The organism is Natrinema salifodinae, assembly GCF_900110455.1.
Classification (GTDB): domain Archaea; phylum Halobacteriota; class Halobacteria; order Halobacteriales; family Natrialbaceae; genus Natrinema; species Natrinema salifodinae.
In genome coordinates this window covers 376,259-391,916 of the sequence record NZ_FOIS01000004.1, presented here as the reverse complement: position 1 = coordinate 391,916, position 15,658 = coordinate 376,259, and the positions used below count along the sequence as shown (strand labels likewise).

14 protein-coding genes and 1 tRNA gene are annotated in these 15,658 nt (G+C 66.2%); 8 read left to right on the top strand and 7 right to left on the bottom strand.

Annotated features, from left to right (window positions below):
* Positions 1–72: 72 nt before the first annotated feature.
* Together BMY29_RS16275 and BMY29_RS16270 are read left to right on the top strand one after the other, a co-directional pair.
* Entirely contained in the window at positions 73–1,434 is a 1,362-nt protein-coding gene (locus BMY29_RS16275) for a M14 family zinc carboxypeptidase (RefSeq protein ID WP_049990035.1), read from the top strand.
* Positions 1,435–1,437: 3 nt separating this feature from the next.
* Positions 1,438–2,799 (top strand): S8 family peptidase, encoded by a 1,362-nt coding sequence (locus tag BMY29_RS16270; RefSeq protein ID WP_049990034.1) that lies wholly within the window; start codon positions 1,438–1,440, stop codon positions 2,797–2,799.
* 76 nt (positions 2,800–2,875) lie between these two features.
* Here the strand turns inward: BMY29_RS16270 and BMY29_RS16265 are convergent, their stop codons facing one another.
* The 3 genes from BMY29_RS16265 to BMY29_RS16255 are packed head-to-tail and all read right to left on the bottom strand — an operon-like array spanning position 2,876 to position 4,776.
* Positions 2,876–3,538: an alpha/beta hydrolase gene (locus BMY29_RS16265; protein WP_049990033.1), complete on the bottom strand. Its 663-nt coding sequence runs from the start codon at positions 3,536–3,538 to the stop codon at positions 2,876–2,878.
* Positions 3,535–4,155 carry a VOC family protein gene (locus BMY29_RS16260; RefSeq protein ID WP_049990032.1) on the bottom strand — a complete coding sequence of 207 codons (621 nt, stop codon included), beginning with the start codon at positions 4,153–4,155 and terminating at the stop codon, positions 3,535–3,537. The genes BMY29_RS16265 and BMY29_RS16260 overlap by 4 nt, the downstream gene beginning before the upstream one ends.
* Before the next feature lie 6 nt (positions 4,156–4,161).
* Positions 4,162–4,776 carry an NAD(P)/FAD-dependent oxidoreductase gene (locus BMY29_RS16255; protein ID WP_049990031.1) on the bottom strand — a complete coding sequence of 205 codons (615 nt, stop codon included), beginning with the start codon at positions 4,774–4,776 and terminating at the stop codon, positions 4,162–4,164.
* Positions 4,777–5,138: 362 nt separating this feature from the next.
* Between BMY29_RS16255 and BMY29_RS16250 the strand changes: the two genes are divergently transcribed.
* Positions 5,139–6,272 (top strand): glutamate-cysteine ligase family protein, encoded by a 1,134-nt coding sequence (locus tag BMY29_RS16250; protein ID WP_049990030.1) that lies wholly within the window; start codon positions 5,139–5,141, stop codon positions 6,270–6,272.
* Positions 6,273–6,288: 16 nt separating this feature from the next.
* On the opposite strand, the gene BMY29_RS16245 is transcribed toward BMY29_RS16250, so the two are convergent.
* Complete coding sequence (locus BMY29_RS16245; protein ID WP_049990029.1) at positions 6,289–9,441, bottom strand: thermonuclease family protein; 3,153 nt, start codon at positions 9,439–9,441, stop codon at positions 6,289–6,291.
* 282 nt (positions 9,442–9,723) lie between these two features.
* Here BMY29_RS16245 and BMY29_RS16240 point away from each other — a divergent pair, with 282 nt between their 5' ends.
* The gene (locus BMY29_RS16240) at positions 9,724–11,103 is read left to right on the top strand and encodes a hypothetical protein (RefSeq protein ID WP_143067725.1); all 1,380 of its coding nucleotides are present in this window, start codon (positions 9,724–9,726) and stop codon (positions 11,101–11,103) included.
* Between the two features lie 69 nt (positions 11,104–11,172).
* Here the strand turns inward: BMY29_RS16240 and BMY29_RS16235 are convergent.
* A tRNA-Arg gene (locus tag BMY29_RS16235) sits at positions 11,173–11,247 on the bottom strand.
* 173 nt (positions 11,248–11,420) lie between these two features.
* Complete coding sequence (locus BMY29_RS16230; RefSeq protein ID WP_049990027.1) at positions 11,421–11,729, bottom strand: hypothetical protein; 309 nt, start codon at positions 11,727–11,729, stop codon at positions 11,421–11,423.
* A gap of 495 nt (positions 11,730–12,224) precedes the next feature.
* Here BMY29_RS16230 and BMY29_RS16225 point away from each other — a divergent pair, with 495 nt between their 5' ends.
* From BMY29_RS16225 to BMY29_RS16210, 4 genes are all read left to right on the top strand, one after another.
* Positions 12,225–12,833: an AAA family ATPase gene (locus tag BMY29_RS16225; RefSeq protein ID WP_049990026.1), complete on the top strand. Its 609-nt coding sequence runs from the start codon at positions 12,225–12,227 to the stop codon at positions 12,831–12,833.
* Positions 12,830–13,243 (top strand): RNA-binding domain-containing protein, encoded by a 414-nt coding sequence (locus tag BMY29_RS16220; RefSeq protein WP_049990025.1) that lies wholly within the window; start codon positions 12,830–12,832, stop codon positions 13,241–13,243. Before BMY29_RS16225 ends, BMY29_RS16220 begins: the two co-directional genes overlap by 4 nt.
* Before the next feature lie 116 nt (positions 13,244–13,359).
* On the top strand, positions 13,360–13,539 hold the full coding sequence (locus BMY29_RS16215; RefSeq protein WP_049990024.1) for a hypothetical protein: 180 nt from the start codon (positions 13,360–13,362) through the stop codon (positions 13,537–13,539).
* A gap of 72 nt (positions 13,540–13,611) precedes the next feature.
* Positions 13,612–14,607: a CBS domain-containing protein gene (locus tag BMY29_RS16210; protein WP_049990023.1), complete on the top strand. Its 996-nt coding sequence runs from the start codon at positions 13,612–13,614 to the stop codon at positions 14,605–14,607.
* A gap of 1 nt (position 14,608) precedes the next feature.
* Here BMY29_RS16210 and BMY29_RS16205 read toward each other — a convergent pair whose 3' ends face one another.
* Entirely contained in the window at positions 14,609–15,604 is a 996-nt protein-coding gene (locus tag BMY29_RS16205) for a hypothetical protein (RefSeq protein ID WP_049990022.1), read from the bottom strand.
* Between the last annotated feature and the right edge of the window lie 54 nt (positions 15,605–15,658).

Below are 15,658 nucleotides of genomic sequence, written 5' to 3'. Positions count from 1 at the left end.
AGATTATCGCAACTATGTATGTAACGCGAAGATTTATTTCCCGTTCTCTGATTATAACATTTGACTATCACCATGTATCGACGACGATTCATCGAGGCCGGCCTGACAGCCAGCGGACTCGGCCTGGTTGGGACGGCGAGCGCGCGAGACGACTACCGACCGGGGGGTCCCTGGGCACCGAACGAGCGGGCCGTCAACTACGACGGATACCTCGATAACGAACAGCTCGGCGAGCGGCTACGGGGGATCGCCGAGCGGAGCGACCGCATCGAACTCGATCAGATCGGGGAGTCCGCCGGACGCGGCAATCCGATCTGGGAGGTGACCGTCGGCGATGGCGACGAGAGCGTTCACGTTATCAATCAGATCCACGGCGACGAACCGACCGGCGCGGAGGCGATGGTCGAGATCCTGCGGCGGCTCGCGACCGGGTCCGCCCCGGAGGTCGAGGCGATCCTGGACGCGCTGACGATCACGATCGTGCCGCGGGCGAATCCGGACGGCGCGAACTTCGTCGGCGACGACGGGCTCGGAACGGACGGCGAGTTCCGCCAGCGGCGGTACAACACGACGGAGTGGGACGCCGGCGATTCGCGTTATATCAACGCGAACTCTTACGCGTACAACCTGGATGTCCCCGGATACGATCTGAACCGGGGATTCAGTATCATTCCAGGGTTCACTCCGGGCGACGAACCGGCGGCGTGGTGGGACGTCGAGGACGAAGAGGCGGGGCTCGGCTACCTGAACGTCCCCGTCGACGAGATCCCGCTCGAGTCGGAGGACGGGAGGCCCTACGAGGAAATCTGGAGCGCCGGCTTGAACCTCAATCCGGAGACGCGAGCGGTCACCGACTCGTTCCTCGAGGCCGACCCCGACTGGGCGCTCACGCACCACCATCAGGGCCCGACCGCCGTTCCCGACTCGGCCGACGGACATTCGGATCGGGACTGGCAGTCGATCATGAGCGTGATGGCGCCGTACGGACCGACGTACGCCGGTCTCGACGGCGTCGACTACGCGCCCTGGGTCGGCCAGGGGAACCCGTTCATGTCCGTCGACGCGCAGACGCGCTCCCTGCAACTCGGCGGCCTGGTCCCGGAGCGAACGGATCGATTCGGCGGCCGGTTGGACACGATCACGCGGTACGCCTACGGCCCGCTCTGGGGCTCGTATCTCGACGCGCTCTGTCCGCAGACCGACGCCGCGGGGGCGCTCTACGAGGTCTCCCACCAGAGCGACGACCGCGGTCACAAGGCCCGCGGAACGATGGTGAAAGTCTCCGTCGAAGCGTTCATGGCCACGTTCGAACGGATCGCGGACGGCTCGGTCCACGAAGTCGACGAGAGGGCGTACTTCGACATGCCGATCGCCGAGGACATCGACGACCCCCACGACGGCAGTGACCGCGGCCGCGGCACTCGACTCCGATAGCCCATGCGACGTAGAACGCTCCTCCGACGGACCGGCGTCTCGCTCGGTGGCCTGACGCTCGCCGCGACTGGCGTCGCTGCAGCCTCGGAGTCCGGATCCCGACGGCGGTTCGTCGTCGATCGCGAGAGCCTCCGCGACGAGGATTCGGTCGACGTCGTCCACGCGCTCGATCCCGTGGACCTCCTCGTGGTTCGGGCCTCGGAAGCGCAACTCGAGGACGCGGGCGCGGACTTCGCGCCGGACGTTCGAATCGACTCCGACCCGTACGGGCCGGTCCGACGATCCGAGACCGTGTCAGCGGCGGAAGCAGAGGACCTGTCGAAATACCAGTGGGACAAGCGCGACCAGCGCATCTCGGAGACCCACGAGATCACGCGCGGCGATGGGAGCCGCGTCGCGATAATCGACTCCGGGATCGCCGCGGGCCACCCCGCACTCGAAGGGCGGGTCAACCTCGAGCGCTCGAAGAGCTTCGCGAACGACGATTACGGCGTCGGGGGGCCCTACGGCGGCACCCACGGCACCCACGTCGCGGGGATCGTCGCCGCCGACGACACCGAACGCGGCGTCGTCGGCTCCGCGCCGGACGCCGAACTCGTCGATCTGCGCGTCTTCGGCGCGTCACCCGAGAGCGCGAGCGCGGGCACCGACGGCGGGGACCTCCCGCCCGACTACTGGGGCGAGACCTACTACGGATCTGTGATGGCCGCCCTCGTCTACGCGACGGAGATCGGTTGCGACGCCGCCAACCTCAGCCTCGGCTGGACCTGGCGGATGCGATCGGACGGCTGGGGGAAATTCTGGGGCGAGGTCCACCAGCGGGTCGGAAACTACGCGCGACGGAACGGGACGATCCACGCCCACGCGTCCGGCAACTGGGGCGAGAGCCTCCAGTTCAACGAGGACGAGACCGACTCGTCCCAGACGGCCGGCGGGCTCACGACGAGTTCGACGGGCCCAGTCGGCTTCGATCCCGAAACCGGCGACGCCGACGAGCCCGCGTACTCGCCGTCGACCTACACGACCCACGGGGTCGGCGCGATCGACCTCGCGGCGCCAGGCGGCAACGGTGGCGAGTACCGGACCGACGACGTGCTGAACGCGGTCGCGATCCCGCAGTTCGACGAGGAGACCGGCGAGTACCGCGGCGCCGAGTACGGCTACGACTGGCTGGCCGGCACGTCGATGGCCGCGCCGCAGGTCACCGGCGCCGTCGCGCTCGTGAACAGCGCGGCGTCGTCGCTCAACGGAAATCAGGTTCGGAACGTCTTACAGCGGACCGCGGACCGGCCAGACGAGTACGAGAACAAGTACTACGGCGCGGGCTATCTCGACACGTACGCCGCCGTCACCGAGAGCGGGTAGGAGAAGATCGCGTTCTCGGGTGCGATTTTACGATTGCACCTTCAAATCCGATTCCGACTTCGTGCCCGTCTCCGACTCAGTCCTCGACCAGCGCCGCGACCATCTCCGAGACGACCGCCATCTCGTCCTCGTTGATGCCGTGGCCCATCCCCTCGTAGAGGCGCTCGGTCACGTCGGCGTCCATGGACTCGAACGCGTCGGCCGTGTCGTGGACGCGCTCCTCGGGGATGTGCGGGTCGACGTCGCTACAGCCCAGGAAGACCGGCGTCCCCTCGAGGTCGCCGGGGTACTCGTCGTCGAGGTCCTCGCCGATGAGCCCGCCGCTCAGCGCGGCCAGGCCGCCGTACCGGCGCGGGTTGCGCGCGAGGAACTCGCTGGCCAGGCAGGCGCCCTGCGAGAAGCCGATCAGCATGACGCGCTCGGTCGGGATGCCGGCGTCGTCGGCTTCGGCGATTGCGTCGCTGATCGCCTGAAGGCCCGAGGACCGACCCGGCTCGTTGTCCGCGACGGGTGCGAGAAACGAGTTGGGGTACCAGGTCCGGCGGGCCGCCTGCGGGGCGAGGAAGGCGACGCTCTCGCGGTGGACCTCGTCGGCCATCTGGAGCATCCCCTGAGCGGTCGCGCCGCGGCCGTGGGTGAGCACGACCGCGGCCTCGGCCTCGTCGAGAGGGGTACCGGCGGTGCGAAGCGGCTGACCCTGGTGGGGCCCGTCGACGCGGTCGTCACTCCCGGTGCTCATTCGACACCACCGACGCCGGCGCTGGCGTCAGGAAGGTCGTGTTCGACGACCTCGAGGCCGACTTCGTCGATCGCGGCCCGGAGGTGCTCGTCCTTGGCGTACTCGGCGCCGTCTTCCTCGCGGAGTTCCTGGGCCTTCGCGAGGACTTCTCCCCGGCGGTCATTGGGGATCTCGTACTTGTCCGTCGAGAGTTCGATGACCAGGCCGTTGTTGTCGCGGGTGTAGATCGAGTGGAAGATGCCGCGGTCGAAGACGTTGTAGCCGTGACCGGCCTCGTCGAGCGCGTCCATCGTGTCCTCGTACTCGTCGGGATCGACGCTGAAACAGAGGTGGTGGACGGCCCCGACGCCGGCGCGCTGGCCGCGGGCGGAGGGCCGGTCGTCGCTGACGAAGAACGTCAGGATGCGGCCGTCGCCCGTGTCGAAGAACAGGTGCGTCTGCGAGGGATCGTCGAGGTTCGGCTGGCGGAGCACGAGGGGCATCCCGAGGAGGTCGCGATAGAACTCGATCGTGTCGTCCTCGTTGCTCCCCCAGATGGTGATGTGGTCGGTACCCGTCGTGTGGACGGGGCTGTCCGGGAGGTCCGGCGTGACTGGGTTTCGGTGTTCCTCTGACATAGTGAATTACTCCGCGACCAGTTCGCCGAAGACGCGCGAGGCGTCCGCGGGTACGTCGAAGTCGTGGAAGTGTTCTCCACGTACGTCCGAGAGGATGTTGAGTGCTGCGGCGGCCCCGTCGCCGACGGCGATGGCGGCCTGCCACTCCTCCGGACGGACCATCGCGCCGGTCGCGTACGCGCCGGCGACGCTGGTCTCCATGTCGACGCCGACGTCGACGACGCCCTCGTCGGTGAACTCGCAACCGAGCGCTTCTGCGAGTTCGCGGTTCGCACCCGTCGCGAGCACGACGTAGTCGGCCTCGTATTCGCCGTCCTCGGTTTCGACCGCGAATCCGTCGGCGGTTTCCTCGACGTCGGTCACTCGCTCGCCCTGCCGGCGGTCGGCGCCGAGATCATCGACCTGTTGGCGAGCCGTCGCCATGAACTCGCTGCCGCCGACGGAGCCGATTCCGAGGTAGTTGAAGAGGTGGGCCTTGTGCATCCAGGTCTCGTCGGTGTCGAAGACCGTCGTCTTGATGCCGTCCTTCGCGGTAAAGAGGGCCGCGTTCAGGCCGGCGGGACCGCCGCCGACCACGATCACCGATACTGTCGAATCGTCCGAAGCCGTCTCGCTGCTCATGTAGTTACATAGTGTTACCGCAGGGGTATCAATGCGGCAGAGACTTCGGCGCAACCACGTAACACCGGTGTTAGTAGGGCCGTCCCTCACCGCTGTGATCGTTTCGTGGGGTTTGTTCCTCCTGATCACGAGGGTCTCACCGCCTCTCTCCGCTGATCTCTCGCCTGCGTACGCAGGCTCAACGCCTTCGCGCGAATCGTCCCTAGCACCGAATCCAAAAAGAAGAACTACCATCGGACGGCCGGTCGCGATCGGTTCCCGACGGGAACTCGGTCGTCGACCGCGGTCCGCCGTCCGACAGTCACGGCCCGGGGCCGGTTTGCTCGCGGGCCGCTCCCTACCACCCGTCAACGGAGACATCCATGAAAACCAGCCTCGAGGTCGAGTACTGGGTCGTCGATACGGACGGTGACCTGGTCTCGCCCGATACACTGCTCGACGTCTCGGAGCAGGTCGATCCCGAATTCGTCGAGCCGATGCTCGAGATCAAAACGACCCCCTGCCGGTCGATGGCCGAACTCCGCGACGAGTTCCGGGAGCTGATCGGAACAGTCGTCGACGCGGCGCGCGAGGAGGACAAGCGGCTCGTCCCGCTTGCAACGCCGCTGTACGCCGCCCCGTCGGAGATCCCCTACCGCGAGAAACGGGGGACCGACCTCCAGCGCCGGATCGTCGGCCCGACCTTCGACGACGCGAGGGTCTGTGCCGGGACCCACATCCATTTCGAGCAGTCGAACGTCGTCGACCAGCTGAACGCCCTGACCGCGCTCGACCCCGCCTTCGCGCTCGTCAACAGCGCGTCGCACTACCGCGGCGAGCGCATCCTCGAGTGCGCACGCCCATTCCTCTATCGGCGGTCGTGTTACGAGACCTGCCCCGATCAGGGTCAGCTCTGGCCCTACGTCGACGGCGTCGACGACTGGGAGCGACGGCTCGAGGACGCCTACGAGACGTTCCGCGAGCGCGCGATCGACCGCGGCGTCGACGCCGACGCGTTCGACGACGAGTTCGGCACCTACGACGCGGTCTGGACGCCGGTCCGGCTGCGGAAAGCGATGCCGACCGTCGAGTGGCGCTCGCCCGACGCGGCGCTCCCGAGCCAGGCGCTCCAACTCGCGGCCGACGTCCGCTCGCTGGTCACCCGAGCGGACGAGCGCGGAACGGTCGTCGAGGGCGGCGAAATGGCCGTTGACGGAAGCGGCGATATCGGAGTCGGTGACGGCGTTGGCAGCGGAACCGACCCCGACACCGACGCGGTCGTGCTCCCCGCGTTCGACGCCGTCGAAGAGATCACCGACGCGGCGATCCACGACGGGCTCGAAAGCTCCGCCGTTCGGCGCTATCTGCGCGATTTCGGCTTTGCACCGTCGACCTACGAGCCGCTCGCGGACCGACTGCCCGACTCGCGGGTCTCGAAGCGACGCGCGAAGCGGCTTCGGCTCCGGGCCGCCGACCGGCTCGAAGCCGACCTCGACCGGCGGCGCGTTCGCGCCTGAATCGACGACCGAGCGTCTACTTCCGGCGTCCGGGTGCGTTCCCGCTGGCTCCCGGCCCGGATCCGCGGTGCCCCGGCGCCTGGCCGCTCCGTCCCGGCGCGTCAGTCCACCCGCCTCCCGCACCGTTGCCGCCGTCCCCGTCGGTTTCGTCCGGCGACGGTCCGTAGGCATCGAATAGCGGGGCCGAGCCGTCGAACGCCGTCGTCTCGAGGATTGCGGGATCGTCCGCGAGGTGCCGTTCCGGATCGACGACCGCGTCCGCGTTGAACCGGAGGGCCGTGTTCAGTCGCTCGGCGACCGCGTTCAGATTTCGGGTGTGGTCGGCCGGCGCGTCCGCGCTCCCGAGTAGAACGACCGCGCCGCCGTCCGCTCGGAACTGGCGTACGGCGACGATTTCATCCGTCGTGAGCGGTCGGTCGGGTGCGCTGAGCAAGACTGCCCGTGGCGTCTCCGATTCGGTCGGCAGCGTCTCCGCAAGGTCGTTTACCTGCCGGCACCGCAGGCCGACGCCTTCGAGGTATCGGAGGTAGTACTTGCAGTCTTCGAGCGAGATCGAGCCGGCGGCGTTGAACTGGCCCTGGCCGCCGGCGACGAGCACGTCGCCGTCGGTCTCGGAGAGTCGGTCGATCAGATTCGTGAGGAACGGGAAGTTGCCGTAGCCGCCGGTGTCCGCGCCGAATCCCTCGCTCTCCTCGTACGTTTCGTCGATCACGAGTCCGCCGACGAGCGCAACTCGGCGGCGCTTGTCGACGCCGACCAGCGGGATGTCATCGTCGTACGCAACGCCGCCGTCGTCCAGACGTTGCTCGGCACTCGAGCTTGCCGAGACGACGATCCGGTCGTCCCGAAGCCGGCCCCCGTTTCGATCGCGGGCGCTGCGGATACTTCGGGCCGAGGGAACGAACAGTTCCTCGACGGGCTCGTTGCGGATCTCGGAGAGCGCGTCGAAGTCGGCGGCCGACCAGACGCCGCGACCGTCGGCCAGGGCGCTCTCCTCGAGTGCGGCCCACTCGTCGTGGGACGAAAATCCGGAGGAGTAGACCCGGGCGTATCCTTCCTCGATCAGGTCCCGGTTGTAGTTCGCCGAGAACGACCCGTCGTCGAAATCGGCCGCGAACTCGTCGGGGTCGTAGCGCGTGTCGCCGAGCAAGCGGCCGTAGTTCCCGCGGATCGGCTCCGCGCCGTCGAACGTCAGTTTGACGTGTCGGCCGTCGATGTCGGATTCGTCGACCGACGCGCCCTCGGGCGCCAGGCGCTCGAGGGCGAAGTCCGTCGCGTTCTCGCCCCACGTTTCGAGGTGCTCGTCGGCGTCGTCGGGGACGCCGAACCACTCCTCGGGGTCGTTCCCCGTCGGCGGCGTCTCCGGGGTGTCGACGCCGACGCTGCGGACGACCTCGCGGTAGCCGTACTCGCCCTCGAACTCGACCTCGAACGTGTCACCGTCGACGACGCGGACGATCCGCCCGTCGTACTCACCGTCGCGGTCGAACTCGATGCCGATGCCGTCCCGGTCCGCGAAGTAGTCGACCGCCGGGGAGAACTCAGTCGCAATCGGTTCGTATTCGGGTCCGGCATTTTGTACTTCGTCTTCGACCTGACCGCCGTTGAACCGGAAGGCGAGAGCCAGCCGCTCGGCGATTTCGTTCAGGTTCTCCGTCCGGTCGTTCCCGCCGAAGTCGGACTGATCGAACAGGAAGACGGCGCCGCCGTCGTCGACGAAGGCTTCGAGGGCCGCGAACTCGTCGGCTTCGAACGGTCGCTCGGGCGTCGTAATCACGAGTCCGTCGGCGTCCGCCAGGCCGACGCCGTCCGCCCCATCTCCAAGGGATGTCTCGTCGAAGTCGGTCGTCGCGAACACGTGGTCATCCCAGCCGGTCGCGTCGTCCACGACCTGGTCGGCGTTGAAGCGGAACCCGAGGTCGAGCCGCTCGGCGATTTCGTTGAGATTCGCGGTCTCGTCGTGGCCGCCGTAGTCGGACTGATCGTGGAGGAAGACGGCGCCGCCGTCGTCGACGAAAGCTTCGAGGGCCGCGAGTTCGTCGTCGGAAAACGGCGTTTCGGGCGTCGTGATCACGACCGCATCAGCGTCGGCGTCGGAACCAGCCTCGGCTTCAGTCTCGGTGGCGTCATCACCTCCGTTTTCGTTCCTGGTCGTCCCGCCGAGCACCGCCAGCAGGTCGTCGGTCCCGTCGACCGCGTATCCGGCGGCTTCCGCGTCGGCGACGAACGACTCGAACCGCCCCGCGTCGTAGTACTGCCCGTGGCTCTCGTCCCAGTAAACCGTCTCGCCGTCGATTACCTCGTCCCAGACGCCGCGGACGAACGCCCGGTTCTCGTCGTGATCGCTCGCGTCCTCGACGAACGGCGCGCCGAATCCGACCGCTCGACCGTCGCGGGTGATCAGCGGAATCCGCTCGTCGTCGGCGTAGTGATACGGTTCCGCGCCCGTCAGGTCGACGTTCGTCGCCGTCGGCTCCGCCCACGCGAGGACGTCGAGGTCGTCGTCGGCCGCCGCCTGGTCTCCGGTGAGCGCGTCGCCGGCCGGCGACACCTGGCTCGCCGCCGAGTAGAACTCGAGGGTCGCGCCGTCTGGTTCGAACTCCTCGAGCGCCCGGAGTTCGTAGCCGTTGTCCGCGGCGTAGCGCCGGAAGGTTTCGTGGCTCGCGAGGTCCCAGTACTGCTCGTGGCTCTCGTCCCACAGCACCGTCCCCCCGGGGCCCACGAGTTCGTCCCACGCGTTGAGCAGGAACTCCTCGTTGCCGACGTCGAACCCGCCGCGCTCGTCGCTCACGAAGCCGGCGCTGCCAATTCCAATTACGGGTCCGTCCCGGGAGATCAGCGGAATTCGCTCGTTCTCGTAGACGACGACGTCGTCCGCGTCGGTGCCGCCGTCCGCGATCGTTACGTACGCGTCCGCGGAGGCCCAGGCGAGGACGTGGTCCTCGTCGGCGAGTTCGTCGTACTCCGGGCTCACCTGGCTCGCCGGCGAGTAAAACGAGAGAGCGTCGAGTTCGTCGGCTGTACTCGCTTCCGATTCGGTTTCGGACGCCGTCGCCGCCGCTGCGTCTGCCGTCCCCGAAAGCGCGAGCGCGCCAGTCGTGGTGCCAAGCAGCGAGACGAACGATCGGCGATCGAGTCGGCGGTCGTTAGTGTATCGGAACGTGTCCATGTGTCGGTATTCCGTCGCCGATACAAGATGGTTAGTAATAGCTATACGTATTGGTATGTAGTGCACTCGCAGGAGTTACCGCCACGAATCGACCGTCGGCGAGTCGCCCTCGAACACCGCCGCGCTCGCGGTCGTCGTTGCAACGACGCCGTCGGCTCGCTCTCGCTCGCCGCTGTCTCATTCAAATCCTCGGTGGCGGTTTACTCGTCACTGCGAGAAACCGGACACGTAACTACTCCCGCGTAGGATAGCACTTATAACACATCAGAATAGGGATATGTAATGAAAAATGATACTCTCCCGCGCCGGAGGCTCCTCACCCTTAGTTCGGCAGGCCTCATCACCACTGCCGGGTGTACGGAAAACGTCTACGAGGGATTTCAGCCCGACGATGGTAGGTCAGAGACCAACAAGGTGACCGAAGGCGGCCCCAGAAATCAGCCGCCCCAAGACCCCGCCGTCTCGTTCAAGCGCAACCAGAACGCCATCACAGATTACAGACTCCCGTTCTACGAGGGCTGGGATTCCGTCCAGTACAGCGAACACCCTGACACTCGCATCGCCAGCGTCGAGGTCGACTCCACGGAAATCACCGTCAACATCGGTTCAATGAAGGTCAACCGAGACATCGAGTTCTCCGCCGCATACCTGCGCCACGATGGGTCCGTCGGTATGACCGACTCCGTGACCGTTAGTTCCGAGTCTGACAACTACGAATCCCACGAGATTACTCTCCCCGTTAATAGCCGAGAACTCCCCCGTGAGAAAAAAGGTGTTGTCAAAATCCTTATCGAGGATACCGCTGAACACTCGCAGGGCTACGGCGTCCTCAAAGAGCATCGGTTCATCGCCATTCCGTTCGAGAACTCGCGGACGTCCGGCGTTCGATGGGTCAACGACGAACGCCTCAACTTCAACTACGTTGGCGATCCCATCTCCAAGCCGGATAGACTCTACACCGTGCGCGACGGATTCGGTGAGCAATACACGCGGTTCTTTGTTCTCGCCCACCCCGTGCGAAAAGGTCGCCTCATCAGTGGGTACTCCAACATCAACCGCGATATGTACCACGAGTACCAAGACAACAAGGATAACCTCGACTGGTTCGAGGACCGGCACCCCGGGAGTTACATCTACAACGCCGACGACTTCGAGATGTTCACCTCCCTCACGAACTCGTTCACCGACTCCCTCGACGCCAACAATATCACTAGCAAGTTCGACCGCCTCCAGCAACTCGCCTTCCTCGTCGGCAGTATGGAGTACCAACTCGACCGAATCAAAGACAACCAAGTCAAAACGCTCGCGGTCGCAGGCGGCGATTGTACCGAGGTGACGACGCTCTACCTCGCCCTGATGAATACCACTGCGTTCGACAACACGCAAGGGGCGATGATTCACTGCGAACTCGCAGACCTCGGCGGCCACGCCATCATCGGCATCGATGAACAACACCTCGGTACCCCGCCGAACCCTGACGCCCTCACATGGCACTACCCGGACGACGACCGCCTGAGTGATGGCGTCCCTGACACCCGCTATGCGCTGACCGAACTCACTCAACCCCGACGTATCGGAAACTTCGACGACGAGAAGAACAAAATCGTCGCCATTATGGACACCACCAACCTCGACGTGACGCCACAACTCCGCGACTTCTAACCGTATAGTTCTGTACTTGAGCGATTAGGAACTCACCCATTCGGCGTGCTTGGTCCGAGTAGGCGGTAACGGGCACGATGGGATTTGAACCCACGACCGTCGGATTAGAAGTCCGACGCTCTATCCGGACTGAGCTACGTGCCCTCGACTCCGAATCCACGACGGAACGGTATAAGCGGTTGGGATTTCCGGTCGCAGTCGAGTCGCCTCTCCGGGCCGCTACTCGGACCGGGCCGTCACGCGAGATACGCGCCGCTGCCGACTACGGCACGAAAAAGAAACTCGGTCCGCCGCCAGGTATCCGACGTCACTGCCGGTCAGAACTCGATCTGGGATCCGTTGTCGCTTTGATTGCCGTCGGTCTGCTCGCCGTCCGACTCGCTCGTGTTGTTTTCGCTCGTGTTCCCGTCGTCCGTCTCACCGTCGGTTTCGCCACCGAGGCCCTCGTCACCGCTGCCGGTGTCCGTCTCGTTGTCTGTTTCGTTGCCGGACTCGTTGCCCATTCCGTCTTCACCGTCCTCGGACCCGAGGCCGCCGGTCTCGTCGCCGCCATCTTCGGTCCCGCCGGACTCGTCGGTCGATCCGCCGTCGGTCGACTCGTTCTCGTTGGATTGGTTATCGTCCATACAGCCTGCCACTGCAGCGACCAGACCGGCGCCGACTCCGGCCGTGAGTCGGCGTCGGGTGAGCGTCTTTTCTGTCATAGCGCAGCATCTGCAGCCCCAATAGACTACCATATAACGCTGACAATTCGTTTCGGTAATCAGTCTGAATTTACGCGTATTCTCACGAATTCGAACGGTTGGGGGAGCCGTAACTGTCGAGCCGCTTAGTTCTGATACCGAAAAGCGATCGATAGTAGCCTCGTAAGCCGCTCTCGTCCGGTCGGACGTCGCAATTGGTCGCTCTCGTTGCGAGCGGCGCATGGATCCGGCCTGCAACGCGGCAAATAGCGCTGCTAAAATCGTTGCACAAGCGACAAGGGGAAGAGATCGATCGTTGCAGCCGGCAACAGCGCGGCGTTCGAGGACCGCGAGCGGCGGCGATCGGCCGTCGTCTCCGTCTTCGTTCGACGCGCGGGAACACAGCGTTTATGCACATCTCGCCGGTACGTAGACTCGATGCACGTCATCGGAACGGTGGGTCTCCCCGGGAGCGGCAAGGGCGAGGCCGCCACCGTCGCACGCGAGGACGGGATCCCGGTGGTTACCATGGGCGACGTCGTCCGCCAAGAGACGACCGACCGCGGGCTCGATCCCGCGAAGGACCACGGCAAGGTCGCGCAGGCACTGCGCGACGAGCACGGCCCGGCGGCGATCGCCGAGCGGTCGCTCCCGATGCTCAGGGACCGCCTCGAAGACCACGAGACGGTGCTGGTCGACGGCATCCGCTCGGACGTCGAGGTCGACGTCTTCGAGGAAGCCTTCGACGACGCATTCACGCTGGTCAGCATCGAGGCCCCCTTCGAGGTTCGCGCCGAGCGGATCGAGGCCCGCGGCCGGGACGCCAACATGGCCGACGGCGGCGAGGGCCTGGCCGCTCGCGACGAGCGCGAACGCGGCTTCGGGATGGACGACGCGATGGACCGGGCCGACGTCGTCGTCGAGAACACCGACTCGCTCGAGGCGTTCCACGAGCGGATTCGATCGATCATTCGAGCGGAGGGCGCGAGCGGCGAGGAGAACGGAACCGACGAAGGGAAACGCCCCGAAGCGGAAGCCGACACATGAGCGATATCTACCGTGTCGACGTCGAGATCACGGCACCGGTCTACGATACCGAGGTCACGAGCCGCGTGATCGACGCCGTGGCTAACATCTTTCCCAACGCCGACGTCGAAGAGCAGTTCGGCGAGGTCCGCGGCGAAGCGCACGCGATGGATCACTTCTCGGAGCTACTCCACCGCCAGGAGATCCTCGATACCGCCCGCGGCGAGTTCTTCGCGAACCGCGAGGGCGATACCTTCTCCTTCGCGCTGAAGAAGCAGGCCGCGTTCGTCGACCGGGTGAACTTCTCGGTTGGCGAGCCCGACGAACTCGGCGAGATCAGCGTCCGCGTGCGCGTCGACGAACCGAGCGTCGAGGGTTACATTGACCACATCGCGCCGCCGACCGAAGACGGGCAGCCGGTCGACGCCTAACTCGGTGTCGATTCTTTCCCCGCTGTAGTCCACGAGAACCGTCGCGACGGCTACCGGCGCGCTGTTCGAAACCCATCGGGAGTATACTTTTCAAGCAGTGGGCCGATTGAACTAGCATGATCCGAACGCTCATTTCGCGGCTTCGGGAATGGATTGCCGTGGACGACCCCGACGAGCGGATCGAGGGCTCCGGTGAGCCGATCGTCTCGCCACAGCACCGTCGGTCCAGAGACGCGGAACGCGAACTCGCTCGTCTGAGCGACCACACTGACGAGAACCGGTACGAAGATCCGTGAGTGCGGCTGACAGTCCAGTCTGCTGAATCGGCCCACCGATACTGATAGGGATCGGTCGCGTAGGGAAGTCAAATGCACGACACGATACCCGTCACCGAGATCATGGTCGCGGACGTCGTCACCGCCCCGCCCGATGCGACCGCAACCGAGGCGGCGACGCTGATGCGCGACGAGGGCGTCAGTTCGGTCGTCGTCGCTCGAAACGGCAACCCCGTCGGCATCGTCACCGAGGGCGACTTCGCGACGCACCTCTGCAAACGGCGGGACCTCGGCCATATCGAGCTGTCGGCGGTCATGTCGTCTCCGCTGACGACGATCGAGTCGACCGCGTCTCTCGTCGACGCCGTCGAACTGCTGCGGTCGTCGGACATCGAACACCTGCCGGTCGTCGCACGCGACGGCGCAAGAACGGAAACTCGGTCCGGCGCGGCCGACGGGGACGATGGTGCGGGCAGCACGGACAGCGCGGGCGACCTGGTCGGCATCGTCACGACGATCGAACTCTCCTACTACGTCCCGCAACTCGTTCACCGCACCGTCGACTCGCGTCAGGAACGACCCCGTCGTCAGGTACGGACCGATACCCAGTACGAGCGCGACGACTGGGACTTCGAGTACCGCGGCGCTGATAAGTCGTCCGTCGCGGTCGGCGACGTCGCCAGGTTCTCCAAACCGCTCACCGAGGACGACGTCGCAGCCTTCGCGGACGTGACCGGCGACACAAACCGGCTGCACCTCGACGCGGCCTACGCCGCCGAGACCAGGTTCGGCGAGCGGATCGTCCACGGCGTGCTCGCGAACGGGCTGCTTAGCGCGGCGCTGGCGCGGCTTCCGGGGCTGACGATCTACCTCTCGCAGGAGAGCAGTTTCCGGGCGCCGCTCCCGATCGGCGACCGAGCCACCGCCGTCTGCGAGGTTGTCGAGGATCTCGGCCGGGACAAGTACCGCATCGAGACGACGGTTCTGGACGGTGACGGCACGGTGGTCCTCGACGGGGACGCGGTCGTCCTCGTCGATGACCTCCCGCCGATGGCGGACGACGAGACCGACGCGACGGCGATTCAGTGAGTCAGTCCGTACAGTGCCCGACGTCGTCGAGTTCGGCTTCGCCATCGTCCCGACGGCGTTTGGCGGTGACGTAGTCGTCGTCCGCCGCGGCCGTCGCCGCGTCGGCGAAGGCGGCGGCCGCCGCTTCCAGATGTTGGGTCTGGCACGCGCCCGCCTCGAAGTACTCGACGAGCCCCTCGGGCGCGTCCTCGCGGCCGGTCTCGAACCGCCGTCGCGCTGTCGCGAACGTCGATTCGGCGGTCCCGAACTCGTCTCCCGCGGCCTCGTACTCGTCGTTTTCGAACCGATCGCGGCCCCGCTCGAGCGCGCCGTACCCCTCGTCGGGATCCAGCGTCGCGTCGTAGCTCGCGGCGAGCGTTTCGAGCGCGGTCACGACGTCGCCGAGCGCGGCCGCCCCTTCCTCGAGATTGTCCAGATCGATACCGGCCAGGCCGTCGAGTCGCTCGCCGTCGAGCGATCGGATGGTCTCGTCCGCGCCCTCGAAGCGCTCGCGCGCGCCGGTGATCTCCGCGTGACGCTCGCCGACGGTCTCGCTCGCCGTCTCGACGTCGCCCGCTTCCTCGATCGCCGCGGTGACGGCGTCGATGTCGTCGGCGATCGTCTCGTCGGTGACGGTCACGGTCACTGCGATCAGCCCCTCGAGGGCGTCGGCGTACGACCGGAGCGTTTCGACGTCGGCCTGGCGGTCCTCGCCGAATTCGTCCTCGGCGGTCTCGAGGTGGTCCCGCGCTGCCGAGAGACGGCTCCGCGGCTCGTCGGGGTCGAATTCGACGTCATCGGGAGTCTCGAAGCCGTCGAGTTCGTCCAGTGCTCGGGCGGCCTGGTTCAACTCGCCGGCGGCGCGGTCGATCGCGCGCTCGCCGGCGCGGCTCCCGACGTCGCCGTTGCTCCCGTCGTCCGCGGACTCGCCGAGGTCGTCCACGCAGCCGGCGAGTCCGGTGAGTAGACCGGCGCTCGCGGCCGCGCCGGTCCGAGTCAGATACTGTCGGCGGTGCATTCCTACCCGAGGGTACGTCTAGAGGTCCATTAACGTAGCGGCAGAACGAGTGTC